Origin of the sequence: Cohnella cellulosilytica, assembly GCF_042431195.1 — a bacterium.
Lineage (GTDB): Bacteria > Bacillota > Bacilli > Paenibacillales > Paenibacillaceae > Cohnella > Cohnella cellulosilytica.
Window position 1 is genome coordinate 321,405 of the sequence record NZ_JBHMDN010000034.1, and the last position, 26,998, is coordinate 348,402.

19 protein-coding genes are annotated in these 26,998 nt (G+C 62.4%); 6 read left to right on the forward strand and 13 right to left on the reverse strand.

All coding sequences use genetic code 11. The features are described from left to right. Positions 1-49: 49 nt before the first annotated feature. The 13 genes from ACFFT4_RS24520 to ACFFT4_RS24580 form a co-directional block, all read right to left on the reverse strand. Positions 50-919: a sugar phosphate isomerase/epimerase family protein gene (locus tag ACFFT4_RS24520; RefSeq protein ID WP_378051566.1), complete on the reverse strand. Its 870-nt coding sequence runs from the start codon at positions 917-919 to the stop codon at positions 50-52. Next, positions 916-1,878, reverse strand: coding sequence for a cysteine peptidase family C39 domain-containing protein (locus ACFFT4_RS24525; RefSeq protein WP_378051567.1), 963 nt, complete (start codon positions 1,876-1,878; stop codon positions 916-918). The genes ACFFT4_RS24520 and ACFFT4_RS24525 overlap by 4 nt, the downstream gene beginning before the upstream one ends. Before the next feature lie 3 nt (positions 1,879-1,881). Continuing rightward, positions 1,882-3,243, reverse strand: a complete 1,362-nt coding sequence (locus tag ACFFT4_RS24530) for an ANL family adenylate-forming protein (RefSeq protein ID WP_378051568.1) — start codon at positions 3,241-3,243, stop codon at positions 1,882-1,884. Then, complete coding sequence (locus tag ACFFT4_RS24535) at positions 3,240-3,521, reverse strand: acyl carrier protein (RefSeq protein ID WP_378051569.1); 282 nt, start codon at positions 3,519-3,521, stop codon at positions 3,240-3,242. Before ACFFT4_RS24535 ends, ACFFT4_RS24530 begins: the two co-directional genes overlap by 4 nt. A gap of 689 nt (positions 3,522-4,210) precedes the next feature. Continuing rightward, positions 4,211-5,305, reverse strand: a complete 1,095-nt coding sequence (locus tag ACFFT4_RS24540) for a hypothetical protein (RefSeq protein ID WP_378051570.1) — start codon at positions 5,303-5,305, stop codon at positions 4,211-4,213. 35 nt (positions 5,306-5,340) lie between these two features. Continuing rightward, positions 5,341-7,101, reverse strand: a complete 1,761-nt coding sequence (locus tag ACFFT4_RS24545) for an ABC transporter ATP-binding protein (protein WP_378051572.1) — start codon at positions 7,099-7,101, stop codon at positions 5,341-5,343. Next, positions 7,088-8,449, reverse strand: a complete 1,362-nt coding sequence (locus tag ACFFT4_RS24550; protein ID WP_378051573.1) for a glycosyltransferase — start codon at positions 8,447-8,449, stop codon at positions 7,088-7,090. The genes ACFFT4_RS24545 and ACFFT4_RS24550 overlap by 14 nt, the downstream gene beginning before the upstream one ends. Next, a complete protein-coding gene (locus tag ACFFT4_RS24555) occupies positions 8,446-9,408 on the reverse strand; it encodes a DUF6005 family protein (protein WP_378051574.1) in 963 nt (320 codons plus the stop codon). The genes ACFFT4_RS24550 and ACFFT4_RS24555 overlap by 4 nt, the downstream gene beginning before the upstream one ends. Further along, the gene (locus ACFFT4_RS24560) at positions 9,405-9,665 is read right to left on the reverse strand and encodes an acyl carrier protein (protein ID WP_378051575.1); all 261 of its coding nucleotides are present in this window, start codon (positions 9,663-9,665) and stop codon (positions 9,405-9,407) included. The genes ACFFT4_RS24555 and ACFFT4_RS24560 overlap by 4 nt, the downstream gene beginning before the upstream one ends. A gap of 34 nt (positions 9,666-9,699) precedes the next feature. Next, the gene (locus tag ACFFT4_RS24565; protein ID WP_378051576.1) at positions 9,700-10,821 is read right to left on the reverse strand and encodes a DegT/DnrJ/EryC1/StrS family aminotransferase; all 1,122 of its coding nucleotides are present in this window, start codon (positions 10,819-10,821) and stop codon (positions 9,700-9,702) included. Between the two features lie 15 nt (positions 10,822-10,836). Then, on the reverse strand, positions 10,837-11,823 hold the full coding sequence (locus ACFFT4_RS24570; protein ID WP_378051578.1) for a Gfo/Idh/MocA family protein: 987 nt from the start codon (positions 11,821-11,823) through the stop codon (positions 10,837-10,839). A gap of 3 nt (positions 11,824-11,826) precedes the next feature. Continuing rightward, positions 11,827-12,087: a phosphopantetheine-binding protein gene (locus ACFFT4_RS24575; protein ID WP_378051579.1), complete on the reverse strand. Its 261-nt coding sequence runs from the start codon at positions 12,085-12,087 to the stop codon at positions 11,827-11,829. After that, a complete protein-coding gene (locus ACFFT4_RS24580; protein WP_378051580.1) occupies positions 12,084-13,340 on the reverse strand; it encodes an AMP-binding protein in 1,257 nt (418 codons plus the stop codon). Before ACFFT4_RS24580 ends, ACFFT4_RS24575 begins: the two co-directional genes overlap by 4 nt. 253 nt (positions 13,341-13,593) lie before the next feature. Between ACFFT4_RS24580 and ACFFT4_RS24585 the strand changes: the two genes are divergently transcribed. The 6 genes from ACFFT4_RS24585 to ACFFT4_RS24610 all read left to right on the forward strand — a co-directional run bounded on the left by ACFFT4_RS24585 (position 13,594) and on the right by ACFFT4_RS24610 (position 26,988). After that, complete coding sequence (locus ACFFT4_RS24585; RefSeq protein ID WP_378051581.1) at positions 13,594-15,441, forward strand: cache domain-containing sensor histidine kinase; 1,848 nt, start codon at positions 13,594-13,596, stop codon at positions 15,439-15,441. After that, on the forward strand, positions 15,416-16,723 hold the full coding sequence (locus ACFFT4_RS24590) for a response regulator (RefSeq protein WP_378051582.1): 1,308 nt from the start codon (positions 15,416-15,418) through the stop codon (positions 16,721-16,723). Before ACFFT4_RS24585 ends, ACFFT4_RS24590 begins: the two co-directional genes overlap by 26 nt. Positions 16,724-16,844: 121 nt before the next feature. After that, positions 16,845-17,741, forward strand: coding sequence for a carbohydrate ABC transporter permease (locus ACFFT4_RS24595; RefSeq protein ID WP_378051640.1), 897 nt, complete (start codon positions 16,845-16,847; stop codon positions 17,739-17,741). A 1-nt stretch (position 17,742) separates the two neighbouring features. Then, the gene (locus ACFFT4_RS24600; protein ID WP_378051583.1) at positions 17,743-18,615 is read left to right on the forward strand and encodes a carbohydrate ABC transporter permease; all 873 of its coding nucleotides are present in this window, start codon (positions 17,743-17,745) and stop codon (positions 18,613-18,615) included. 126 nt (positions 18,616-18,741) lie between these two features. After that, the gene (locus tag ACFFT4_RS24605; RefSeq protein ID WP_378051584.1) at positions 18,742-20,178 is read left to right on the forward strand and encodes an ABC transporter substrate-binding protein; all 1,437 of its coding nucleotides are present in this window, start codon (positions 18,742-18,744) and stop codon (positions 20,176-20,178) included. A gap of 177 nt (positions 20,179-20,355) precedes the next feature. After that, entirely contained in the window at positions 20,356-26,988 is a 6,633-nt protein-coding gene (locus ACFFT4_RS24610; protein ID WP_378051585.1) for an S-layer homology domain-containing protein, read from the forward strand. Positions 26,989-26,998: the final 10 nt, after the last annotated feature.

The window sequence follows — 26,998 nt, forward strand, 5'->3', positions numbered from 1 at the left end:
AGCGATCGGAGTCGTACGATTCCGCCGCCTGCGGACAGTCCTTGCCGCATTAGAGAGAGGGAGACAACTTGGAGGAGCCGGGCGACGCCCGGACGCTCTCCAGCCATAGCAGCTCCTGGCTTAAATAATGGAACGGATCGCGGCCGAACCATTCGAGCGAAGCTTGAACGTCCGGACATGCCGCCTGCATGAGCGGCAGGACGCGCCTGTAGTCGACGGCCCCCTCGGCCAGCGGAACCATTCCCGAACGGCTGCCGCTCGGAGCATAGACGTTCTCGGGCGCGAAGACGTGCCCCCCGTCCGCACGCAGCACGTTTTTCAGATGCGCGTGAAGCACGAACGGCCGGAGGGAACGCCAGGCCTCCTCGGGGGACGTTCCGCTCTCCCACAGATGCAGGAAATCGAGATTGATGCCGATGCCGGGGTGATCGGCGTCCCGGATGAGGCGAATGGCCGATTCCAGCCGATCCGCATACGTCCGGGGATGCGTTTCGATCAGCGTGCGTATGCCGTGCTGCGCGGCTCGGTCGGCCAGCAGGCGAAGCCTCAGAGCGACCGTCTCCCAATCGCGGACGCCGCATTCCCGGCTGCCGCGATTGCCCGCGAAGATGCGGATTTTGTCGGTGCGGAAGGCCCGGGCGAGCTCGATTAGCTCCTGCCAATGCTTCTCGACCGCGGGGAAACCGGCGGCATCGGCGTTCAAGTCGGCATAATGGCTGATCATGGAAATGCCGATGCCGCGCCTGTCCATCTCCTCCGTCAGCAGGGGGATATCGAGCGGACGCTGGCGAAGCGCGGCCAGCCCGTGCACGCCCCACAGCTCGATGCCCGCGAAGCCGCTGTCGCCCGCGAAGCGCACCAGTTCCAGCAGCGATACCAGCTCATGGCGAAAAGAAATCGAACAGATGGAATACTTCATCCGATCGCCTCCCCTTCTCTGTAGAGCGCTTCAAGAATTGCGGATTCCGCCAGGCGAAGGGCCTCGAGCCGGGAGCGGATCGCGTCCGGCAGACCCGGCGAAAAGCGGGCTTTGCTCCACTTGAACAGCTGCAGATTCAGCTGCGTCCATTGCGCGACGAGGCCCGAGAAGGCGGCTTCCAACGGAGCGCTTCGCTCCGCCGGCAGGACGTTCGCGGCGGACAGGCTTTGCCAGATGAGGCGGCGGTTTCTGACGATCGTCGTAATGGCGATGTTGTTGCGGGCGACCCAGTCGAGCTGCCGCTTGGAGGGCGCGGGAACGAAGCGCTCGAGCTCCTGCAGCACAAGGGAGAAGATTTCCCGGTTTCTTAAATTGCGCACGTAATTCTGCTTGCTGGCGAGCGCGAACGCTTCCTTGGTGGCGGGAGCCCGGAAGCCTTCCGTGCGCTGCAGCGACCATAGCCGGAATCCGCCGCCGGACGGAGCGGCCTCAAGAAGCCGCTCGCCGGCCAATTCGCCGGCATAGCCCGCGATCGGATCGACGATCAGAAATCTCCCGTCGGCCTCGCGATAGCCGTGCGCCAGCACGTAGTGGTCGAAGCCCTCGTCCTCGAACCGCAGCAGCTGCGGCGGAAAATACGGGAGCTTGGACGCCCGGGTGACGAGCAGCGCGTAACGGCCATCTTCCCGCACGAGATCGGCGCAGGCTTCCAGCGGCGCGTCCGCGAGCCACTCGCTGCGGATGCCGTACAAGGCCTCCAGATCGATTCCCTTCATATTTCTGCCTGCCAGCAAAGTTCCGTTCTCGTAATAGAGATTCCAATAGTTCATGAAAAAGGCGCCGTAGTCGCAGCCGAGCATGCCGAGCAGCGTGGAGACGCACGACTCGGTGCAGGTCATCGCGCCCAGGGCGACGATGGACGAGGACGCCGAAGCTCCGGATGGAACGGGGGCGATCATAGACTACCTCCTGCGGTTGCGGATTTTTTTGAATCGTTCGGAATGCAGCGGCTCCTCCTGCAGCGTGACGTATACCGGAATTTGATAGCTTTCGAGCCTGTCGCGGCAGAAGCTTCGGATCAGCGCCTTCAACTGCCCGGCGCCCAGACCGGCGAACGGGGCCCGCACGTTGACGGCGGCTTCGAGGACGCTGCCGACGAGCGCGTGAGGTCGGCCGGTGACGACCGCGTCCTGGATTTCGGGCATCTGCAGCAGCACCTCCTCGACCTCGAGCGGGAACACTTTGCGTCCTCCGACGTTGACGATGTCCGAGGCTCTGCCGATGATCCGCACGTAGTCTCCGTCGACGAGCGCCTGATCCTGGGTGTTGAACCACCCTTCGTCGTCGAACGGATCGGGGGCGTTCAGATAGCCGAGCATGGCCGAGTCGGAGCGGATGTGCAGCAGTCCGTCGACGATGCGGGTTTGCACGCCCTCGCCGCCGATTTTCATCCACAGCGATCCGGAGCTTCGGGATTTTGCCCTCAAAATGCCCAGCTCCGACAGACCGTACGTCTGCCGGAATTCCAGACCGGGGAAGAGGCCGGCCAGCGCGGCCAGCGTGCTGGCGTTCATCGCTTCGGTTCCGTACGTCGCGATGCGCAGCGAGGACAGATCGCAGCGCTTGTACGCCTCCGACATGATCAGCAGGTTCAGGAAGCTCGGCGTCGTCGGCAGCAATTCGGCCCGATACCGCTCGATGCAGGCGCAGATGTGCAGCGGATGGCGGTTGTGCGGGAAGATGAGCGTGCCCCCGTTGGCCAGCGTATGGAATAAAGTGTTCATGCCGCCGATGTGGTCGATCAGCAGAAACGACAGCGTCCGGAAGGCGGCGCGCCGGTGCGCGTATTTCTTCAGCAGGCGGCTCATGTCGTGAACGATGGCTTTGGGTGTTCCCGTACTGCCGGACGAGAACAGGACGAGTCCGGGATGCCCCGCCTCGCGAAGGGCGATCAGCAGCTCGCTGCGGATTTCCCGCGAAGTACGCTCTGCCCTGAGCTGGCCGCCGTCTTCGCGCAGCAGCCAGCGCGCCTGGGTCAGCTCGATCAGCTCGGATCTGCGGGACGGGGAGGAGCTTCCGGATACCGGTACGACAATGCTGCGGTTGGCGATAAGCGCCAGCAGCATGCCGCACGTCTCGAAGGTAAAGTCGCCTTCCAGCCAGACGACTTCTCCGGGACCGATGCCGATGTCGGCCAAGCGGGAACGCTGCTGCGCGACGCCGGCGAGCAAATCTCCGTACGTGCGGGTTTGCCCCTCCCAGATGAGCGCTTCGCGTTCCCGATGCTCGGCCATGCGCTCGAACAGCCAATCGAGGGCGCTCATACGCCGTGCTCCCGTCCCGCCGCGGCCGCCGTCCGCGCCGATTTGACCTGCACGAATTCCCGGAACCGGCCGTACCGGCTCATTATCGGCAGCGTCATTTCCCGCACGTCGATCTCGATGTCGAAGGCTTCCTCCAGATCGGCGAACAGATTAACGATCGACATCGAATCGAGCGCGAGATCGTTGACGAGATCGGTTCCGTCCGCAATATCGTCCTTGCGGCAGGGCATCGCGGCGTTGCGCACAATCAATTCTTTCAACAGATCGTCGGCATCCATATCGGGACGGCCTCCTTGTTCGTTATCCGTATTGGTTGAATCCTGAAAAGGAAGTCCATTTCATTGGGTCATCCCTTCGTCGTCCGCCGGTAATCGGCCCGTTAACGGTCTGCCAGACCGCTATTCCCGCGATTCCACCGGGATTGGCCCGTTAACGGTCTGCCAGACCGCTATTCCCGCGATTCCACCGGTGATTGGCGCGTTAACGGTCTGCCAGACCGCTATTTCTGCGATTCCACCGGTGATCGGCCCGTTAACGGTCTGCCAGACCGCTAATCCCACGATTCCATCGGGATTGGCCCGTTAACGGTCTGCCAGACCGCTATTTCTGCGATTCCACCGGGATTGGTCCGTTAACGGTCTGCCAGACCGCTAATCCCACGATTCCACCGGGATTGGCCCGTTAACGGTCTGTCAGACCGCTATCCCCACGATTCCACCGGTGATTGCCCGTTAACGGTCTACCGGACCGCTATCCCCGCGATTCTATCGGTGATTGGCCCGTTAACGGTCTGTCAGACCACTATTCCCGCGATTCCATCGGGATTGGCCCGTTAACGGTCTGCCAGACCGCTATTTCTGCGATTCCACCGGGATTGGTCCGTTAACGGTCTGCCAGACCGCTATTCCCGCGATTCTACCGGTGATTGCCCGTTAACGGTCTGTCAGACCGCTATCTTTGGATCAACTTATCTGGAAGTTTGTTCGAGAGCTTGAACGGGGCGGAACGGCTTTCCCCACTCGTTCAGCTCGGACAAGATATACCTTTCTTCCGTCTCCAGCCGGGTTAAGGTCCGGATCAGCTCCTGCGCCTGCTCGCGGGACGGGTGGAGCGATTCCTTGTATTTGGACAATTGGTAGTTTAAGTGCTGCCACAGTCTTACGACGGCTTTGACCCGGACGCCGCCTTCGGATAGCTGCTCTCCGGTCATGACCTGCAGCTCGCGCAGACTGTTCCACACCTGCTGGCGAACCTTCCAGATCGAGGTGACGGTGAGCTGGTTTCGCTCGATCCAGCGGCGGAGCGCCGGGCCCGGCCAGTCCGGGGAAGCCTCGACATCCCGGCGGACGAGCTCGAACGCCCGGGCACCGCTGTTGCGATTGCCGAACCATTCGCTCCACAGCTGCTGCCGGTCTTGGGCCGATTCCGCCGGCGCCCGGTCCGGGATCGCCCGGTCCGGGATCGCTTGGGCGGCGTTGAAGTGCAGCCAATTTCGCTCCGTGCAGTAGCCGAACACGGCTTCGGCCGACGGAGGCTCGTACTCCGGCAGCGCCTCCAGCAGAAAATAAATCATTTGCCGGCGATGATCGCTGCGGGTTCCGGCCTCCGCAAGCTCCTCCCGGTCCGCCTCCCCGATATAGTCGACCATCGGATCGGCGACGCGATACGCTGCCGTCCGCGGATTCCAGCTTTGCACAAGAATGCAGTGCTGGAAGCCCGACGTCTCCAGACCGAGCATCGAAGCGGGAAAGTAGCGCAGCTTGGAGGCGGAACAGAGTAGAATGGCGCAGCCGCCGGACAGCAAATCCGCCTGCAGCCGCTCCTGCTGTCCCCGAACGAGGGTTATGCGGACGCCGTAATGGAAAAGAAGCGACAGCTGCCTGGCGTCCTTGCTGGATAGCAGCGTGCGGAACTGATAGTTCAAATTCCAGTAATCGGGCATGATGCCCGGGCGGTTTCTTCCGAGCGCTCGCGCGTAGGTGAGCGCGCAGGAGGCGAAGCATTCCATGGCCGCCAGCTTGACCAGATGCTCCGGGGCGATTTCCGGGACGGACAGGTTCATTCCAGCTCTCCTTTCTGCCGGCGGGATGCCGGCCGTCAAGCGGTCGAACGGGACGGATCGCGGGCGGAGCGGGCTTCCGCGAGCACATCCCGGAACAGCTGACATTGCTTCGCCAATTGCTCGTAGGTGCCGGAATCGACGATCCGGCCGCCGTCCATCACACAGATGACGTCGGCGGAACGGATCGTTTCGATTTTGTGCGTGGAGACGAGCGTCGTTTTGCCCTCCATCAGCCGCCGCAGGGCGTTCAGCACGTACGCTTCGGTCTCGCGGTCGAGCGCGGAGGTCGGCTCGTCCAGAATGAGAATGTCCGGCCGCTTGAGAATCGCCCTGGCGATCGACACCCGCTGGCGCTGTCCTCCGGACAGCAGAAAGCCCTGGTTGTCCAGCCGCGTATGCAGCCCTTGCGGCAGGCCGTCGATCAGCTCCCGCAGCCCCGCCTGGCAGGCCGCTTCGTACACCTCGTTCTCTTCCGCGGACAGATTGCCGATGGCGATGTTCTCCAGCAGCGTACCGGCGAACAGGAAGGCGTCCTGGAAGACGAAGCCGACTTTCCCGGTCAAATCCGCCCGGGTCCACTGCTCGTGCGGACGGCCTTCGAGATGGAGGCGTCCGTCCGCGACGGGCCACAGCCCGCAGATCGTCTTCAGCAGCGTCGTCTTGCCCGCGCCGCTGCGGCCCACGAAGGCCGCGGTCTGGCCCCGACGGACGGCGAAGTCGATCCCGCGGATCAACTCGACGCCGTCGACGGATACGCGCAGGCCGCTCGCTCCAATGTAAGGCGCGTCTTCGCCGCAGGTCGCCTCCGGCCGGGGGCCGTCCAGGGCGGCAGGCTCCGGCGGAATGCGCATGAACAGCTCGATTCGCTCCATCGATACTTCCGCCTGCTTCAGATCGCCGAACAGGTTGTTCATCGTCATCAGCGGCTGCAGCAGGTTGTAGAAATATTGGACGGCCGCCACCAGCAGGCCGACGGACAGCGCTCCGCTCAGCACCTGGCCGCTGCCGAAGCCGTACAGAAACACGATGATCGCGCTGACGGCGAATACGCCGGTCTGGCCGGAGAGCGCGCGGTAGAGCGTCTCGCGCGTGCTGTAGGAGATCAGATGGCGATAGAGCTTGTCGTTACGCCTAGCTTCCCACTGCTCCAGCCCGAACGCGCGGATTTCGCGCGAGCCCTGAATCGTCTCGTACAGGAAGGTCCCGATTTCCTCGTTGTGGGCGCGAAGCTGTCCGGCGTAGCGGGCCAGCGGCTTCTGGAACAGCCGCGGAATGAAGACGATGGCGGCAATGCAGCCGAGCGCTGCGACGCCCATCCGGTAATCCATGTAGAAGATCATGCAGACGGCTCCGGCTATCGTAAAACACTGGATAACCAGCTCGACGACGACGTGATTGACGAAGTTGCCCAGCGCCGCCGTATCCCAGCCGAGCAGCGCCGAATATTTTCCGGGACCGTGCCGTTCGATCTCGGAGAGCGGAATGCGGCGGAGATGCGCCAGCGTCCGTTCCCGCAAGTCCAGCGTATGGCGGACGCCCAGGTAGCGAAAAATGCCCGCCCGGGCAAGGCTCGCCGCAAAATAGCCGACCGCAAGGCCCATGGACAGCGTCAGCAGGGGAACGATCCGGCTTCGTTCGCCGGCGATCAGGACGCGGTCGATCAGGTACGAAAACAAAACGGGCTGCACCAGGCTGCAGACAACGGCGAGCAGGGCGCACAAATATCCGACGGCGGCCAGCGGCCGGCGAAGTTCGATATAGGGCCGTATTCTGCGGAACAGCCTATAGCTCTGCATACGCGCCCCTCCCGGCGTAATGGCCGATGATCGGCTTGGCCAGCGGCATCCAGTCGGCCGGCGGAATCGCGGCGGCTTCGGACAGAATCGCCAGCAGGCTGTCCCGATAGAAGGGCAGCCTTTCGAGCCGCTCCCGGCGATAATAGTCCGGGAGCTCCGCAGGCGACGCCGCGGCGATCGCGGCAGCGCCGCTCATTCGCGGAGGCGGCAGCTTCGCGCGCTCCGCGGCATGCCCGACGATGCGGGGCAAGATGCTGCGGTAATCGTAAGCGCGCGCGGACGCAAAGGCGCGTTCGGCCATCGCCCGGCGGCGAGAGCCTGAGCGCAGCAGCTCCAGGCAGCGGGCTACGATCTGCCGCAGGTCTGGGGCAGGCATGTCCGCTTCCCAGACGCAGTCGGCGAGAAATCCGTCCTCCCCGTCCGCGATGAGCTCGCGGAAGCCGTCCCAGCTCGTGCAGACGACCGGCAGGCCATAGGCTTTGGCCTCGATCAGATTAAAGCCGAACGTCTCCCCGGGATCGGTCGACAGATTAAGCAGAATGTCCGACGAGCGGAACAGCGCCGCCTTGTCTTCTCCGTCCACGGGACCGACAAACGAGACGCTGTTATCCAGCCGCAGCCGGACGACAAGCGCCTCCAGCCGGGCGCGGTAACGCTCCGTCTGGCCGGGAAGCGAGCCGGTGTATTCACCGGCGACGATCAGACGCAAGTCCGGAATTGTCCGTCTCAGCGCGGCGAAGCCTTCGAGCAGCAGATCGATGTTTTTGACGTCCTCGATTCTGCCGATCGAGAGCAGCTGCTTGCCGGTCCGTCCGGCAAGCAGCGTCTCGAGCGGGACGGACGGGTCGACCGCCGTGCACAGCGGAATATGCAGGGCCGTCCGGTAGGCGTCCGACACGTTCAGCAGCGCCTCTCGGCTCGTCGCCGTGGCGGTCAGCAGCGTGTCGCGTTCCGAGAGCCAGGGGGCGATGGCCAGCCACTGCCGCAGCCAGGCTTCGGAGCCGACCGAGTGGGCGAGGAACAGGAAGCCGAGATCCAGGCCCGCGTGGCTGCGCGCCATGAGCAAATAAGGAATCAGGGCGGGAACGTTCATGTAGAGCGTCGAGATGCGGTACGCGCGGCACAGCTCCCCCAGACGCTCGCCCAATTCGTCCAGCGAATGCGGGAACCGCGAGCGCCAATCTCCGATCGCGCCGCCGAACAGCTTGAACAGCGCGACAGGGGGGATGCGCACGACTTCGGCGTATTGTCCCAAGTAGCGCGTCCACTGCTCGTCGATCGCGCGCTCGTTGATTCGCTTCGCCCTCCCGGCACAGCAGCCGATGCGGATCGTGCTGGTCTCACTCATGCGGCATAGCACTCCCTCCATCGTTCGAATCGTTTCCACAGCTCCTGCCGGACCAAGCGTTCGGCCTCGTCGATCTGGGCCGTCCTGGAGCGGAAGGCCTCGGGATCGACCGAGCGGCTGCCCGTCATGCCGAGGCGGAACAGCATCAGCAGCAGACTGTCCCACTGCTTCAGAAGCTCCGCCGTCCGGTCTTCGCCGGGCGGCCCGTCCAGTCCGGCGGCGAAATAATGCGCGCAGACACGGTAGCCGTTAAGCCGCTTGACCAGCGTCTTGGCTTGTTCGATCTGCGCTTGCAGCCGCTTGGGCTCAAGCGTCGTCCGCCCGTCGAGCAGCCGTTCGCCGTATCGCCGGACGGCCTCCGTCAGGCTGCCGGGGCTGCCGGCCAGGCTGAAGCGGCTCTCGAACGCCCGGGCGATGGCTCGCGTGTCCGGCTGCCGCAGCTGCCGGGGACGGATCGCAACGCCCGTGCCCATGCCCTGACAGCCGAAGCCGGCCCGCATCGTCTCGTGAGGGACGACGCCGCTCCAGCCCCAATAAGGATCGGAGAGCTGCCAGCCGCCGTCGGGCGTCCGCCCGTCGACGAGCAGGAAATGCGGGAAATGCTCCCTGCCGCAGCGGACGGAATGCGGCAGATAATACAGATCCGCCATGACGAGAAGCGTCCGTCCGTCGCTTCGTTCCGCCAGCCGCTCCAGACGGAGAAAATTGGCCGCACCGGACGCTCCATAGTCGTACCACTGCTCCAGCGGCTGTCCGTACAGCAGCTCGAAATGGTCGAACAGCTCGGGGACGAGGAACCGGTCGGAATAATAAGCGAAGCCGTCCCGTTCCGAGTAAGCGAAGGGCAGATCCCAGACGCCGAAATACAACGGCTGCCAGTCGACCTGGCCGGACGTTCCGATCGCATGGGCCAGACAGTCGAGGAAGCAGTAGATTTGCCGCGTCTCGTGTCCGCTCATGCCAGCGCCTGTTCGACTTTCCGCCGTATTCGCTCGACCGTGCCGAACTGCTGCATGATCATTTCCTCTTCCTTGAACGCGATGCCGAACCGCTGCTCCATGCCGACAACCATGCGAATGAAGGTCATCGAATCCAGCTCGGCGCCCAGCTTGGCGTTTAATTGCTCGACGTCCGGCTCCGCATCCGGCAGCTCGAACAACTGCGCGAGCTGGCGAACGATGGCGCTCTCCATCTCCTGCCGGGTCATCGTTTCCATTATCTCTCCTCCGTTTCTGTCGCTTGAAGCCGATCTAGACGCGAACCGGGCCGAGGAACGCCAGCATTTCTCCGGCCACCTGCGCCACGGCGGCTTCGTCCATGGCGATGTGCATCGGCAGCGAGACGATCTCGGCGGCCAGCCGTTCGGCGTTCGGGAACGACCCGGCCTCGTAGCCCAGATGGGAGAAGGCGGGGGTCAGATGAACGGGAACGGGGTACTGCACCGCGGTCAATATGCCTTTTTTCTGCAGCTGCCTGCGCAGCGAATCGCGCGCCGAAGCGTCGGTGCGGACGACGTACAGATGAAATGCGTGGCTCTCGTCTCCGCGATGGGCGGGCAGCATCAAATCTCCAACGCGCGCCAGCTCCGCTTCGTACATGCGGGCGACGGCGCGGCGATGCTTCGACCATTCGTCCAGGTAGTTCATTTTCAGCGCCAGCGCGCTTGCCTGAATCGGGTCCAGCCGGCTGTTGAAGCCGGGCAGCTCATGCTCGTAGCGGACTTCGCCGCCGTGGTTGCGCAGCTTGCGGAGCACGGGAAGCAGCGCTTCGGTGTTGACCGCGATCGCGCCTCCGTCTCCGAGCGCTCCGAGATTTTTGTCCGGATAGAAGCTGAAGCATCCGAGCGCTCCCTGGCTGCCGGCGGCCCGTCCCCGATGGAAAGCTCCGGCGGCCTGCGCGCTGTCTTCGACGACGGCGATTCCCCGGCTCTCGGCCCATGGCAGCAGCCGCTGCAGATCGACCATCTGGCCGTACAGATGGACGGGGATGACGGCTTTCGTGCGCGGGGACGCCGCGGCCATCGTCTGCTCCTCGTCGATCAGGAAATGGTCCGGATCGCAGTCGACGAGCACCGGCCTGGCTCCGGTATGATGAATGGCCTCCACCGTCGCGATGAACGTATTCGCCGCCGTGATCACCTCGTCTCCCGGCCCGACGTCCAGCGCCTTCAGCGCCAGGAACAGGGCGTCGGTTCCGTTGCCGACCCCGACGGCGGCCCGCGAGCCGAGATAAGCGGCGAATCGCTGCTCGAAGGAAGCGACCGGCGGCCCTCCGACGAATACGCCGCGCGCGGCGATGTCGCGGACGGAGCGGAGCCAGTCTTCGGCAATAACGGCAAACTCGGCCTGGGAGCCGGAAAATAAAACGCCCATTCGTTTCCCTCCTCGTTACATTGCGGCTTTCTCTCTTATGGCGGCGATCGCCCGCATCGCCTCGGCCGCCTCGTCAAGCGTCACCGCGGGGCGCTCCCCGCGCAGCAGGCAGCCGGCGAAGGCGGCGTACAGCCGCTGCGGTCCGCCGCGGTTCGCCTGCGGAAGCTCGAACCGGCGGGCGGGCTGCCCTTTGGCCAGCAGCAGCGCCTCCCGCTCCGGCCCGACCTGCAGCGTCGCCCGCTCCCCGCCGACGATCCACAGCGGGAGAGCGGCGTTCGAACCGAAGTTCACGTCGCAGCTCAGCACGATTCCGTTGTCCAGCCGGAAGCTGGCGTGCACCAGATCCTCCGCGTCGCCCTGCTGCCAGCGAAGCGAAGCGGTATGGGCGGACAGCACGCGCTCGATCCGTCCGAGCCGCAGCTGCAGAAGCTGGTCGAGCAGGTGAACGCCCCAGTCCAGCAGGGCTCCGCCGCCGAATTCGCCTTCGTTGCGCCATTGCGGGCGGAACGATTTGACGCCGAAGGAGGCGCCCGAACCGAACATCTGATGCCGCCTCTCAACGAACAGAACTTGTCCGAGCCAGTCCTCCGCCAGCGCCCGGCGCACGAGCTCGTAATCGGGATCGAAGCGCCGGTTGTGAAACACGCTGACCGTCCGGCCCGTCATCCTCGCGATCGCCAGCAGCTGCTCCGCTTCCTCGGCCGTCCGGGTGACCGGCTTCTCCAGCATGACGTGCTTGCCCTGCCGCATCGCCTGCGCCGCCAGCGGGAAATGGCTGCTGGGCGGCGTGGCGATCAGCACGGCGTCGATCGGGGCGTCCAGCAGCCGCTCCAGCGACGGATAGACGGGCAGTCCCCGCTTGGCCGCAAGCTCGAGGCGCTGCGGGGTCAAGTCGTAGACGCCGCCGATCCCGATCTCGGGCACGCGCTTCAAAGCCGGAAGATGGACAAGCTCCACGATTCTGCCGAAGCCGACGATGCCCAGCCTGATCTGGCCGCTCATCCGTTACACCCTGGAGGCTTGCAGGTCCTGAATGAACGCGACCAGGCCGCCCAGCGTCTCGAAGGCGGACGGATCGACGTTCTCGTCGGGGACGGACACCTCGAACGCTTCCTCGATATAGACGACAAGCTGCAAAACCATAATCGAATCGATGTTCAAATCCTCGTAGACGCGCGACGCCTCTCCGGCATCGGCGGGGAGGGGATGCTCCAGATTTTCCTCGATCACCTGCTTCAGACGTTCCAATATTTGCTCTCGGCTCATAGGGATTCCTCCTGCTCCTGCAATAATTTTCGGCTGATTTTGCCGGACGGCGGCTTGGGGATTTCGTCCACCAGCCGAATGAGACCCGGCACTTTGTAGCCGGGCAAATGGCGGACGCACCACGCTTTGATCTCCTGTTCCCGAATGCCGGGGGAGGCGACGACGAGCGCCTGGACGGCCTCGCCCCACACGCTGTGCTTCGCCCGGTAGACGACCGCCTCCGCGACGCCTTCCATCCGGGCGATGACGCTTTCGACCTCCGAAGGGACGACCTTAAGCCCGGCGACGTTGATCAGATCGTCGCTTCGGCCGGTCACCGACAGCGATCCGGAAGCGTCGGCGAAGCCGATGTCCCCCGTATGCACGACGCGATCCCCGGAAGCGGCGACGATCTCCCGCAGGCCGGAATTCGGGCCGTCCGCCGCGAGCGGCAGGAACGACAGGCGCTGATGGCCGAGCGGCGGACCGACGTCGAACGGGGACGAGGGATCGCCGCCGAGCGCGATGCAGCCCGCCTCCGAGCAGCCGTACTGCTGCCAGATGCGCTGCGACCCGCGCCGCAGACGCTCCAGCAGCGCCTCGGTCAAAGGCGCGCCCGAGCTGACGAGCTCGGAGCCGAGCGGCCGGCCGCCGCCAAGCGTCTCGTAGAGATGGTGCAGGAACGGCACGGCGTACACGAGCGCGCGCGGCGTCTCGCGAATCGTCCGGACGGCGAATTTCGGATTTTTGTCGCGAACGATGTGCGGCTCGGCCCGGCGCGCGATCGCCGACAGCACCCCGGAGATCAAGCCGAAGGAATGGGAGACGGGGACGCAGACGACCGGCTGCGCGTCGGGCGCGTCCAGCCGCTCGTTATAGGCCGCCACCTCCCGGTCGACCTCTTCCCAGGAACGGCGAATAAGCTTGGGCGGCCCCGTCGTGCCGGAGCTGAATTGGCACAGGGCGGGCGCTTGTCCGTCCGCGTCCGCTGCCAGCTCGGCGATCCGGTCGAATTCGCCGTAGATCAAATAATGGGCCCCGGCCTGCCGGGCCGCCGCCGCGGCGCTCTCGAAAGGCGTGCTCTCATGCAGCAGCAGCACGCTTGCTCCCTGTTCCCGGGCGAACTGCACGAACCCGACGACATCGAAAGGATGCGACAGGCAGACGGCATACAGCTTGCCGTAACAGCTCCGAAATTCCCTCCTTCCGCTTAATTCCCCGAACAGGCGCCGCAGCCGCTCGGCGTCGAAGCGAATACCGTCGATTTTCAGCATGAATCGCCGCTTTTCCCCCTTCCGTTTATCCTCATATTTCAAGATTTAGCATAAGGAAGATCGAATGCCGGGGGGAGGTACAATTTTATGCAAAGTGTGGGCATTTCTACGAGCTTCCCCGAACTGTGTGCGATTCCATGATAATGGTAGTCAAATTTACGTTCCTTGATCTACAATGACGTGGAATGCTTTATTATCGAAGATAATGGAAATGTGAATCGTCCCGCTCGGGGATGGATCGGGGGCAGACCTCTTGGGCAAATCGCTAATGAATCCGTTAACCAGGCTCAGCGTCAAGCAGCAGCTGGTGCTGCTCTTCATCGTGCTCGTCAGCCCCGTCTTCGTCATTCACTGGTACGGCAACTTCAAGGCGGAGCAAATTTTGAAGCGCCACGTCACCCAGGCGTATTCGGAGCTGAACAAGCAGAACCGGCTGTTGATCAGCCGCGATCTCGATACGGTCAACCGGGTGACGCGGGCGATTATCCAGGACCCGCTGACCCAGGCGATGAACACGAACCGGCCGGCGACGCTGCTCGATCGGCTGACCAACTACGACGAGATGGAGAAGCTGCTGGGCTCCTACTCCGGCGGCATCAACGGCGGGGAAGCGATCCACTACACGCTGTACGTGTACGATCCGGGAGGGGAGTATTCGGTCGCGCCCAAAACGCCGAACCAGACGAAAAATTCCGGCGTCTTCTTCTATTCCGACGATTCGAAGACGGACTGGATCAAGGAGGCCGAGGCGCGCAAGGGAGCCGGCTACTTGCGGATGCTGTCCCGGGACGGGAGCCCGGAGTGGAGCAAGCAGACGCTCTACTACATCCGCGCGATCAACAACATCTACCGCGCCAACGACGTCATCGGCGTGCTGATCGCCACGATGGACCGCAAAATCGGCCAATCGCTGCAGACGATCTCGCTCTCCGACGGGGAAATTTATTTGACGGACTGGTCGAACCGCATTCTGGCCGCTACCGTTCCCGTGCAGGACGCCTACTTCCGCCTGCCCGAGGAAATCCATACGGGAGCCTCCTACGAAGGGACGCTGGACGCGATCTCCTCCGATTTTATCTATGTCATGAGCTACAGCTATCGCGCGGACCAGAAGCTGATCTACCGGGTACCGGTGCATACGCTGCTTCGGCAGCAGAACGAGCTGAAGCGGGTCATCCAGTTCATTACGGTGGCGGACGCGCTGCTCGCCGTCCTGGTCATGAGCTATTTCTGGCAGGGGCTGATGACGCCGCTGCAGCGGCTGGCCTGGTTCGTCCGCCATTACGTGCCGGGCCGGCTCGTGCCGAACACGCCGGACCGGTACCGCAAGGACGAGGTCGGCGTGCTCGTCTCCTCCGTATACGACATGGCCAGAAGGCTGAACGTCCTGATCCGCGACCATTACACGGACGAGATCAAGCGGAAGGAGACGCAGCTTCATCTGCTCTATCAGCAGATCAATCCCCATCTGCTGTACAATACGCTGGAGACGATCTATTGGAAGAGCATGCTGGAGGGCAAGTCCGAATCGGCGGAGATGATCAAGGAGCTGTCCAAGCTGATGAAAATCGCGCTCAGCCGGGGCAAGGAGCTGATCCCGCTCGAGGAGGAGCTGCAGCATGCCACCGCCTATACCGCTCTGGTCGAGAAGCGGCAGGAGCAGCGCTTTCACATTCGCTGGAACGTGGATCAAGACGTGCTGGCTTGCGCGATTCCGAAAATTACGCTGCAGCCGCTCATTGAGAACGCGATCATCCACGGCGTCAAAAATATGGGGGAGGACGGGGAAATCGCCGTGAACGGCCGACGGGACGGCGACCGAATCGTCATCGATATCGAGGACAACGGCTATAAGGAAATCGACGTCGAAGCGCTGACGAACCATCTGAACGAGGAGCGCGGCGAGGCGGACAAGGGGTATGGCATTCGCAACGTGCACCAGCGCATCCAGCTTCATTTCGGCGCGGCGTACGGATTGAGCTACAGCAAGCGCCCGGGCGGGGGGACGATCGCGACAGTGACGATTCCCTGCGGCCGACACGAGCAAACCGAATCCACATCATCGGAGGTGTCCCATGTACAACATCCTAATCGTCGATGACGAGCCGCTGATCTGCAAAGGGCTCAGCAGCCTGCTGCAGACCTCGGGGCTCGATCTGGATCGCATTCTGATCGCCTACAACGCTTACGAGGCGCTGGACTGCATTCGCATGGAGAACGTCGACGTGCTCGTCACCGACATCCAGATGGGCGCGATGAACGGCATCGAGCTGATGTACCAGGCGAAAATGATCAAGCCGTGGCTGGAGACGATCGTCATCTCCGCGCACGAGACGTTCCAGTACGCGCAGATGGCCATTCGGCTGGGCGCCAAGGATTACTTGATCAAGCCGCTGAACAACGAGCATTTTCTCAACACGGTGCGCAACGTCATTCTGAACATCAACCGTCCCGTCTCGGCGGAGCATCCGATTCTGTCGGGGACGCGCGACCATTTTCAGATGGAACATCCGGATTCCCGCAAAAGCCGGTATTTGCAAGAGCTGCTGACGAATCCCGCCGCCGCCGCGGATCGCTTGCCGCCGCCCGAGGGCTGCGGGGAATCGCCGGCCGGTCCTTATTTTGCCGTGATCCGGGTGCACCTGCAATTTCCCGACGTCTCGGAACGGGACGAAAATCTGCTGCGGTACGCCGCGCTGAACATCGTCAGCGAGCTGCTCGATCAGGAGTCGAACTGCCAGGCGTTCTATGCGGAGCCGGACGAAATCTGCATCCTGTTTCAATGGAACGAAGCGGACTATGCCGACACGACGGTGAACAAGATCAACCAGCTGGAAATTATCGGTCGCAGCCTGCACTATAACATCGAGCAGTATTTGCGGCTGGAGAACGTCGTCGGCATCAGCCAGATTCTGAAGGGAACGGAGTTTCTGGCGCAGCTGAACGAGCAGGCGATCAAGGCCGTCAAGTGGAACGACCGGCACAAGGATCACTACGTGTTTTATTTCGGAGATTACAAATGGGGGATCCAGTCCGAGGAGCTTACGGAGGAGGAGTGGATTTCCCGAAACAATTTTATCGTCGAGAAAGTGAAGGAATACATCGATGTCCATTTCCGGCTGAAAGGGCTCACGCTGAACGAAATCGCGCATAAAAACCACGTCAGCCCCAATTACTTGAGCTATCTGTTCAAAAAATATATGGGCTGCAACCTGTGGGAATACGTCATCAAGCTGCGCATGGAGGAGAGCAAGCGGCTCATCCTCACGACCGATCTGCGGCGGTACGAGATCGCCGACCGCGTCGGCTACGAATCGCCGGAGCATTTCAGCAAAATCTTCAAAAAATATTTCGGCTGCAGCCCCAGCGAGCTGAAGAAGTAAAATCGCCCATGATTGCGATAGATTCGCACATGTTAAGCGCTCCCGTTCCTTTTCTATAATGAAAGACAGACCAAAAGAAAAGGAAAGAGGAGTGCTTATGCAGCCACAAGCTACAGCTTCGATGCGGCCGACGAACGCGAATAAGCGAGGTCTGTTTCGAACCCTGAAAAGACATTTTTGGGGTTACTTTTTCGTGTTGCCCGCCGCTGTTCTGTTCATCCTGTTTTTGTGGACGCCGATCGTCAAGGGGTTCGTGTTCAGCTTCTACAACGTGGATTTCGTCAAGGGGAACACATTCGTCGGATGGGACAATTACAAGACGGTATTCGAAGATAATTTAATCGGGGTCGCGATTCGCAACACGCTGTATTATATGGCGCTCGGACTGCTGATCGGCTTCTGGGTCCCGATCGTCTTCGCCATTGCCATATCGGAATTGCGGAGATTTCAGGGCGTGTCCCGGATCGCAGCCTACCTGCCCAACGTCATTCCCGTCGTCGTGCTGTACGGCCTGTGGAGATGGCTGTACGATCCCGTCGGGCCGATCAACGCCCTGCTGAAAGGGCTCGGGCTGAATCCGATCATGTTCATGGCCGATTCGAAATGGTCGATGTTCGCGCTCGTGCTGATGGAGACGTGGCAGCAGTTCGGCTCGGCGCTGCTCATCTACCTGGCCGCCGTCGTCAGCATCCCCAAGGACTGGTACGAAGCCGCGGAGATCGACGGAGCGGGCGTAATGGCCAGAATTCGCCATATTACGCTGCCGTCCATCCGCAATCTCATTTTGCTGCTGCTCGTCATGCAGTTGATCGCCACCTCGCAGGGCTTCCAATCCCAGCTTGCCATGCTGGACGGAGGGCCGATCAACTCGACGCTGACGTACGGGCTGGTCATCGTGAAATACGCCTTCTCCCGGTTGGAATACGGCGTAGCCTCGGCGATGGGCGTGCTCATGTTCTTCGTGCTCGCCGTCCTGGCCGTGCTGCAGTTCAGAATGACCAACAAGGGGGACGACTGAGATGAGAGCCGCCGAACGCGCCATTTTATCCCGTTACGATTACCGGAAGACGTCCAATAAAATCGCCTTTGCGCTTGTCTGTCTCGTCATTGCGGCGATGGTGTTCACGATGATCTATCCGATCGCCGTGACGTTCATGAATTCGTTCAAGACGACGGTCGAGGTCAATTCGTTCCCGCCCAAGTTTCTGCCGGAGTCGTGGAAGCCGGACAACTTCAAAGAGGGCTGGCGCTATATGGACATCCCTCACTTCATGGGCAATACGTTCAAAATATTCGCGGGCAACATGATCGTCACGATATTTGCGCTCGGGCTGGCTTCCTTTGCCCTGTCCCGGCTGAATCTGCCGTACCGTCGGGCCATCTATCTGTTTTTCCTGATGACGCTGTTCATCCCGCCGTCCACCTACATCGTGCCGAATTTTGTCAACCTCAAGGACCTGGGGCTGCTCAATACGTTTTTCGCCTTCTGGCTGCCGGCCGGGGCAAGCGCGTTTAATCTGCTGCTGCTCAAAAGCTTCTTCGACAACATTCATCACGAGATGTTCGAAGCGGCGCGGATCGACGGCGCTTCCGACTGGCGCAGCTTTACGCGAATCGCGCTGCCGCTGTCCGTGCCGATCTTCTCGACGCTGGCCATCTTCGTCTTCTCGGCCGTGTGGAACGACTGGTTCTGGCCGTCTCTCGTCATGCACGGCGATCCGAATTATCCGCTGGCCACGGCGATCTACAAGAAGGTGATCGCGGCGCGGGGGCTGAAGCTGAACGTGAAGTTCGCGATTCTCGCGATGACGACGATTCCGCCGATGATCGTGTTCCTGATCTTCCAGAGATACATTATGGGCGGTCTGCAGATCGGCGGGGTGAAGGGATAGCCGGGAGCGGCTCCGCCAACAATCGTAAACACGCACACGAACGGAATAGGATTACACATCGTGCAACGATAACGTCTCTATTATGATGAAACTGTAATTCAAATTCAGTCGATAAGGGGAGTTACCATGCAAAAGAAGAACGTATTTTCCGCACTGCTGAGCTTGACGCTGCTCGGCTCGCTGCTGGCGGCATGCGGCGGCAACAACGGGGGCAACGAGGCTTCTTCGTCTCCTTCGCCGTCGCCATCGGGCGAGTCGGCCGCGCCGGCTCCGAGCGAGGCTCCGCCGGAGAAGGTAACGATTAAAATCTACTATCCTACGGCGGACAAGGTCGAGCTGAGACAGCTCGAGGACGAGAAGATCAAGCGGTTCCAGGACAAGTATCCGAACGTCGAGGTCGTTCCGGACGACTGGCAGTACGCGGTGGACGAGATTGGCATCAAAATGGCCGCCAACGAGGCGCCGACCTTCTTCAACACGTTCGCGACCGAAGCGAAAATGCTGGTGGAAAAAGGCTGGGCGGCGGACATTACGGAGCTGTGGAACAACTATTCGAACAAAGACCAGATCAACCCGGTATTCCAAAATCAATTTATCGTCGACGGCAAAGTGTTCGGCGTTACGCAGAAGGGCTACGTCGTCACGACGATGATCAACAAAAAGATGCTGGACGAAAAAGGCATCGCGCTCCCACCGTACGATTGGACCTGGGAAGACATGTTCAACGTCGCCAAAGCGGCGGCCGATCCGGACAAAGGCATCTCGGGCATCGCGCCGATGGCCAAGGGCGGCGACGGCGGCTGGAACTGGACGAACTTCCTGTTCGAGGCGGGCGGAGACATTACGACCGTGGCGGACGGCAAGCTGCAATCGGCCTTTAACTCCGATGCCGGCGTCAAGGCGCTGGAGTTCTACAAGAAGCTGCGCTGGGAAGCAAACGCCGTTCCGCAGGATTGGGCTTTGGGTTGGGGCGACGCGACGGCCGCGTTCGCGCAAGGCCGCGCCGCCATGGTGATCGCGGGCGCGGAAGGTCCGCTGCAGCAGGCGCTGCAAGCCGGCTTTACGCCGGACGACGTGCTCGTCTACCCGATGCCTGCGGCCGAGAAGGGCGGCAAGCACACGGGCGTGCTCGGCGGCGACTATCTGGTCATCAACCCGAACGCCACCAAGGCGGAGCAGGAAGCGGCGTTTAACTATATTACGTTCGACTATTTCTCCGACGATTATCTCGCTTCGCTGGAGAAGAACATTCAGATGTTCAAGGATGAGGGCAAATATTTCGTGCCGGCTCATATGGACTACTTCAATTCCGATTCCGATTACGGCAAGAAGGTTCAGGCGATTTTCGACAAGTACGACAACGTCTACAAGTATGCGAGCGAATCGAACGCGCTGCTGGACGGCAAGCCGGAAGCGCAGTACAATACGCAGGAATACTACAACGAGATGACGACGGTTATTCAGGAAGTATTCTCGAAGCAGAACGCCGATCTGAAGGCGCTGCTTGATACGGCGGCGCAAAATATGCAATCGAAGTATTTTGACGCGATCACCGTTCAATAAGAGCCAAAACGAGAGTCGAACCCCCAACGCGCGCAAGCGTAGAGGTGGTTCGACTCTTTTCTATTTCATAAAAAGTAAAAATAGCCTCTTTTTGGATATAAACGCACATCGTTATGTAAGCGTTTCCCGATTATGATGAAGAAGCACGGGACTGAAAACAATGAGGGAGGATCGAGCATGGCGCGAATGAAACGAATGCTGTTGCTGCTGCTTGTGACGCTGCTGGCCTGGCCGGCGATTCCGGCAGGCGCGGAAGGGGCGTCCGACGGAGGCGGCTTGCCGGAAGGGCCGTCCGGTTACGTCCGGTTGAAGAACAAATGGCAGAGCAACTATTTGTACGAGGGGTCGGACGGCGTCGTCCGCTACGGCGCGACGAGCGCGGACGATCGCGCTTCGCATTGGCAGGTAGAGACCGAGGACTCGTACAGCCGATTGAAAAATCGGGCAACGGGGCATTACATAACGGTCGAGTCCGGCATGGAGCGCACGGACCCGCTGAGAAGTCTGCCGCTGACCGGCAGCACCCTGGACGATCAATGGGTCATCGAAGCGTCGAACCGACCGGGATTTTACGTGATCAAGAACGCGCGAGACCCGGCCGGCAACTATGTCATCCACGAAGAGAATCAGCTTGGCTACGCGCAGTACAGCAACGATATCAATGTGACGTTCGAGAGTCCGCAGTGGGCGTTCGAGCCCGCCGAGGATACGGCTCCGGTCCGGTTGGCGAACCAGTACAGAGCCGGTCAATACTTGTACGAGGACGCCGAAGGGTTCGTGAAATACGGCCCGCTGCCGGCGACCGACTCTTCGTCCCATTGGTATCTCGACGTTCAATCGGAACCGGGCGACGGCACGCAAACCGTCCGCATCCGCAACCGGGCGACGGGACATGTCGTCACGCAGGGCGTGTTTTTCGACAAGATCAAGGCGCTGCCTCCCGGTCCGGGAAATCCGGCGGAGAGCGAATGGACGATGGCGCCGAACGCCGACCCTTCGTACGTCTTCTTCCGGAACGCGGCGGCGATGCAGCAGGACCCGCCTCTGACGTATGTGCTGAACACCCAGTTCGAGGAAGATACGAACGCCCGGTCGAACGATTGGGCGCAGCCGGAGTGGGGCAGCGCGCTGTGGCGGGCGGAGCTGGCGCCGGACACGGCTCCTCGCCGCATCTACAATTTTACCCCGGCGGCGACGGGGAGCGATTATCTGTACGACGATAACGGTCTCGTTAAGGTGGGCGCTTTGAATGCGGCGGACCCTGGCCGATCGTCGGCTTATCTGTGGGTGTCCGAGGATTACGATGGCGCGAAGCGGCTGCGGAATCTGTCCACCGGCCGTTATGTGAGCGAGCGGAATATCGCCGTCGCCTCCGATCCGCTGGAGACGCGGGAAGCTCCGGTCAGCGACGGGGGAGACCGCTGGCTGCTGCAGCCGTCGACGGAGTATGACGATTACGTCAGCGTGCAGAGCGCGGTCTATTCGAATCGCTATATTCATATCGCGGATTCGCTCGGCTGGGCGCAATCGGGCGAGGTCGATCCGGATTTGAACGCGGCGCAATGGCTGTTCGAGGACCCGGAATTCGCTTCCGACGGCAGCCCGGTCTACGTGCGGATCCAGAACGAGTGGCAGCCTTTCGTGCTGTACGAGGATGCGAACGGGGAGCTCAAGTACGGCAACGCGGCGGCGTCCGACCAGCGGGCGCAGTGGGAGATCGAGCGGTACGAAGGCAGGAAGCGGATCAAAAACCGCGCGACCGGCCATTACGTCAGCCTGGGAACGGCGGCTCCCGGACGAATCGGCGTCAGCGGCGGAGACGCCTCCGGCCTGGCGGCCAGATGGATCATTCAGGAGCTCGGGGGCGGCGTCAAGCTGATCCAGAACCTGGGGGATCGGCAGGACGGGAGCGGGCAGGACAAATACGTGCACCTGCAAGGTCTGAACAAGTACGCCGAATACGGCGTCATTAATTCCGGCTGGGGCAGCCCCCGGTGGCGCTTCGTCATCGTGAGGGACGCCGAGCCGACAACCTTCCGCTTCAAGAGCAAGACGACGGGACAATATTTGTACGAGGTTTATACCGAAGGCGACGCGGGCGAGCTGAAATTCGGCAGCGTATCGGCCGACGATCTGAGCTCGGTCTGGTTTAAAGAAGATACCGGGGACGGCGTAGGCACGTACCGGCTGAAAAATATGCGCAGCGGCAACTATGTCTCGATGGAGCATTTCGCGGCGGGCGGCCACGAGCTGGAGGACGCGCCGAATGTGCCGCTGCAGACGATCAAGCAAATCTATCCGACCTGGGGCAGCGTAAAATGGTACGTCGAGCCGGGCGCGGAGGCCGAGGACGTGCAGCTGCGCAGCGGCTGGACCGGAGCGCACTACGTGTACGACGACGGTTCGGGAGCGGTCAAAGTTCGCAAAAACGCGGCGGGAGACGATACCGCCCAGTTCGCGGCCGAGGAGGCGGAGCTTCCGGACGCTTCGCTGCCCGCGGGCGAGGTGCGCATCCGCAGCGCGGCCAACGGCATGTACCTGTACGAGAACGGCGGCGGCATCGTCATGTACGGCACGCCGGAAGAGCATAACGGCTATTCGCATTGGCGCATCGTGGTGGAGGCGGGGGATCACAAGCTGGTCAACCGCGTCACCGGCCATGCGATCCGCGTAAGTTCGACGGGCCGCATGATCGAAAGCGCGGAGCGGACGGATGCGGGCGATCCTCCGTATCGCTGGAGCGTCGAGCCGGCTCCCGACGGCGTCAGCTACGTCATTCGCAGCGCGATGCCGGGCATCGACGACGAGCTGCTGAACGTCCAGGCCGGGGCGGGCTACGCGGAAAGAGGCTTGTATCCGATCTCCTTCGGCTCCGTGCAGTGGACGCTGGAGGAGGCGCCGGCCGAATTCGACGCTCCCTCCTGGGACGAAGGACGCAACGGCAATACGGCCACGCCGATTCAGGACGAGGCGAATTATATCCGCATCTTGACTTCCGCGGATTCGAGCGGGGGGCTTCGGACGCTGTACGAGAGCGGCGGCAGGCTGCTGCTCGGTCCGGCCGACAAGTCGGACGAAGCGGCGCAATGGCTGCTGCAGGACTTCAACGGCCGCAAGCTGCTGAAAAATCGCGCGACGGGCGGCTACGCGACGATCGGAGCGGAGGGCGACGGCGCCTTGAACGCGCAGTGGACGATCGAGGAGCGTCTCGGCTACAATGTGCTGCGCAACGCTTCGCAGGGGGCGGGCAGCCTGACGGCGTCGACGGCAGGGGTGTCGCACGGCGCTTCGGCCAACGCGAACAATTCGCTGTGGACGTTCGAGCCGCTCGCATCCGACGTCAAATACGAGGCCGAGGAGGCGTTCGCGGGCGCCGGGGTAGCAATCGGCAGCTCCGGTACGGGCTTCTCCGGCAGCGGATATGCCGAGAACTTCGCGCAGGATAAGGGCAGGCTCAGCTTCGCCGTTCACGCGCAGTCCGCGGGGACGTACGAGGCGGTTATCCGCTACCGCAATACGGGTGGGGAGAGCGCACTGAACATCGTCGTCAACGGCTATTCGGCGGAAGCGCTGACGCTGCCGGAAGCGGCGGACTGGACGGACGCGGTCGTCGACGTCGCGCTGCGCTCCGGCATGAACTCGCTGGCGCTTGAGACCGCGGCGCCGGGAGGAGACGGCATCGCCGTCGACTACGCGGTCGTGAAAGCGAGCGTGAACAAAAATTACCGCGGGGCAACCGTTCCGTATACGACGTACGAAGCGGAGCACGCCGCGACGAACGGGGAAGTGATCGGGCCGTCGCGGACCTATCTGGAGATCGCCTCGGAGGCTTCCGGGCGGCAGGCGGTCAGGCTGGACGAAACCGGCCAGTACGTCGAGTTCAAGCTGACGAAGCCGGCCAACTCGATCGTGCTGCGGTACGCGATGCCGGACAGCGCCGACGGCGCGGGCATCGAAGCCGACTTGGCGCTGTACGTGAACGGCGTTTTCCGCCAGAACCTGCATCTGACGTCCAAGCACGCCTGGGAGTATGGAAGCTATCCGTGGTCGAACGATCCGAGCCAGGGAAGCGGCCACCGCTTCTTCGACGAGGCTCACGCGCTGATCGGCGACGTTCCGGCCGGAGCGACGATCCGGCTGCAGAAGGACGCCTCGAGCGCCGCCGATTATTACGTCATCGACCTGGCCGACATGGAGCAGGCGGACGGTCCGTACGCGATGCCGGACAATTTCCTGTCAATCGCCGATTACGGCGCCGTGGCGGACGACGGCATCGACGATACGGCGGCTTTCCTGGACGCGATGGCGGCGGCCAAAACGAGCGGCCAAGGGCTGTGGATTCCGTCCGGGGAGTTTACGTTCGGCGACGATCCGATCGAGCTGGACGACGTGACGATCCGCGGCGCGGGCATGTGGCATACGACGCTGCTCGGCGCGAAGTTTTTCGGCCGGGGAACGAACATCCGGGTGTACGATCTGCTGATCGACGGGGATTTGAACGTGCGGGACGACGAGGCAAGCACGCACGCCTTCGAAGGCGCGTTCGGCATCGGCTCGGTCATCGAGCACGTATGGGTCGAGCATTCGAAGACCGGCCTGTGGCTGACCCGCCCCAAGACCGGAACGGAGCTGACGGAAGGGCTGTACATGATGGGCCTTCGCCTGCGCAATCTGATGGCGGACGGCATCAACTTCTGCGTCGGCACGAGCGACAGCATGATGGAGCAGACGGACATTCGCTACCCGGGCGACGACGGCATCGCGATGTGGTCGGCCGAAGGGGTGGCGAGCGTCAACAATACGGCCAGATTCAATACGGTGTCGCTGCCGTGGCTGGCCGACAACATCGTCGTGTTCGGCGGGAGAGACAACAAGATCCAGGACAACATCGCCAAGGATACGATCGTCAACGGCGCCGGCATCGCGGTGTCGACGCGCTTTAATCCGGTTCCGTTCTCGGGAACGACGATCGTCGAGCGCAATACGCTCGTTCGCACGGGCAGCTACGATACGGGATACGGCACGAATCTCGGCGCGATCTGGCTGTTCGCCAGCGACAAGGACCTGAACGGCAGCGTGATCGTCAGAGATAATGTCGCGATCGACAGCACGCACAGCGGCATCTTTGTTCACGGCTCCTTCGCGGTCGACAATTTGCTGCTGCAAAACATCGTCGTCGACGGCGCCGGCACGAACGGAATCGAAGTGTCGAGCGACGTTCGCGGGGAAGTCGAACTGGACAACGTGATCGTGAGAGGAGATCGCGTGGCGCCGGTCGGCGCGCTGCCGGGCGGGTTCGCTCTGACGGAGCGGAACGCGGGACTCGTTTCTCTCCGGCCGGCGTTCCAGGTTCGGCTGAACGGGGGAAGCCCCGGAGCGCTGCGGCTTCGTCCGGATCAAACGGGGACGCTGCAAATCCGCGATGCCTCCGGCGCGAATGTTACCTCCTCCGCCGTCGTGCGGCTTGAGCCTTCCACCGTCGCTTCGCTGGATGCGAACGGTCGGATCGCAGCCGCGGCATTGGGGAACGCGCTTGTTACCGTTCAAGTCGGCGGCGTTACGCAGGCGTATACGCTCATCGTTGCCGCCGGTTCGGGCGGCAGCGGGAACGGAGGCTACAGCGGCGGCGGTGGTGGCGGTAGCGGCAATACGGCCGGCGAAACGGCGGCCAACGACGCCCGGCTGACCGAAGCGGAAGCCGGACCGGACAAGACGATTCGGTTCGAGACGGGCGGCGGGGAGATCGGCACGGTATCGTTCAGCGCGGATGCGCTGCGGACGTTTGCCGAAGCGCATCCCGACGCGTTCCTCCGCATCGGGCATGGCGGCGCCTCCTTAACGTTCCCGTCGGCGCTGATCGCGCGTCTGCTCGAGGAAGCGGGAGCGGACGGCCGGGAAGGGGTATGGACGTTCTCCATAGGCAAGCCCGACGCGGATACGCTTGGCCGGGTGGGCGAGCAGGCCGGCAAGCAAGGCATTAAGACGATCGGCGAACCCGTCGACTTCACGATCGGCCTCTATCGGGACGGCAAGCCGGTAAAAGTATTCAAGCATTTCGGCGGCACGTTCGTCGAGCGCACGATCGAGCTTGCGGAAGCGGCGGACCAATCGCTGGCCGCGGCATTCCGCTACGATCCGGATACGGGCGAGCTGCGATACGTTCCGGTCCGTTTCGAGACGGAGGACGGGAAGACGATCGCTGTCATCCGGAGCATGAGCAACAGCGTTTACGTCGTGGCGAGCCTCGCTGGGCAGAGAGCGTTCCGGGATGTACGGGGCCACTGGGCGGAGCGGGAAATCGAGCGGCTGTCCGCCAGAACGATCTTGAACGGCGTCTCGGCCGATGAGTTCGCGCCCGGACGCACGGTGACGAGAGCGGAATTCGCGGCGATGCTTGCGCGCGCGCTGGGGCTTGGCGGCAGCGGCGCCGAAGCCGGATTCGCCGATGTCCGCTCCGGCGACTGGTTCGCGGAGGCGGTCTCGGCTGCCGCGCAGATCGGCATCGTCGAAGGCGGAACGGACGGACGGTTCCGTCCGGGAGCGACGATTACCCGCGAGCAGATGGCGGTGATGGCCGCCCGCGCGCTTGGCTTGACGGGCGTCTCCTCCGGCGAAGCGTCCGGGGCCGCGGCGAATCTGAAGGACTTGAACACGCTCAAAGCCTGGTCGGTCGAACCCGTCCGGCTTGTGCTGGAAGCCGGCATCATGCGGGGCAACCCGTCCGGCCTGTTCGCGCCGGAGGACGCCGCGACGAGAGCGGAGGCGGCGGTCATCATCGTCCGACTGCTGGAAGCGATGAAGCTGATATAAGTTAGCAAGC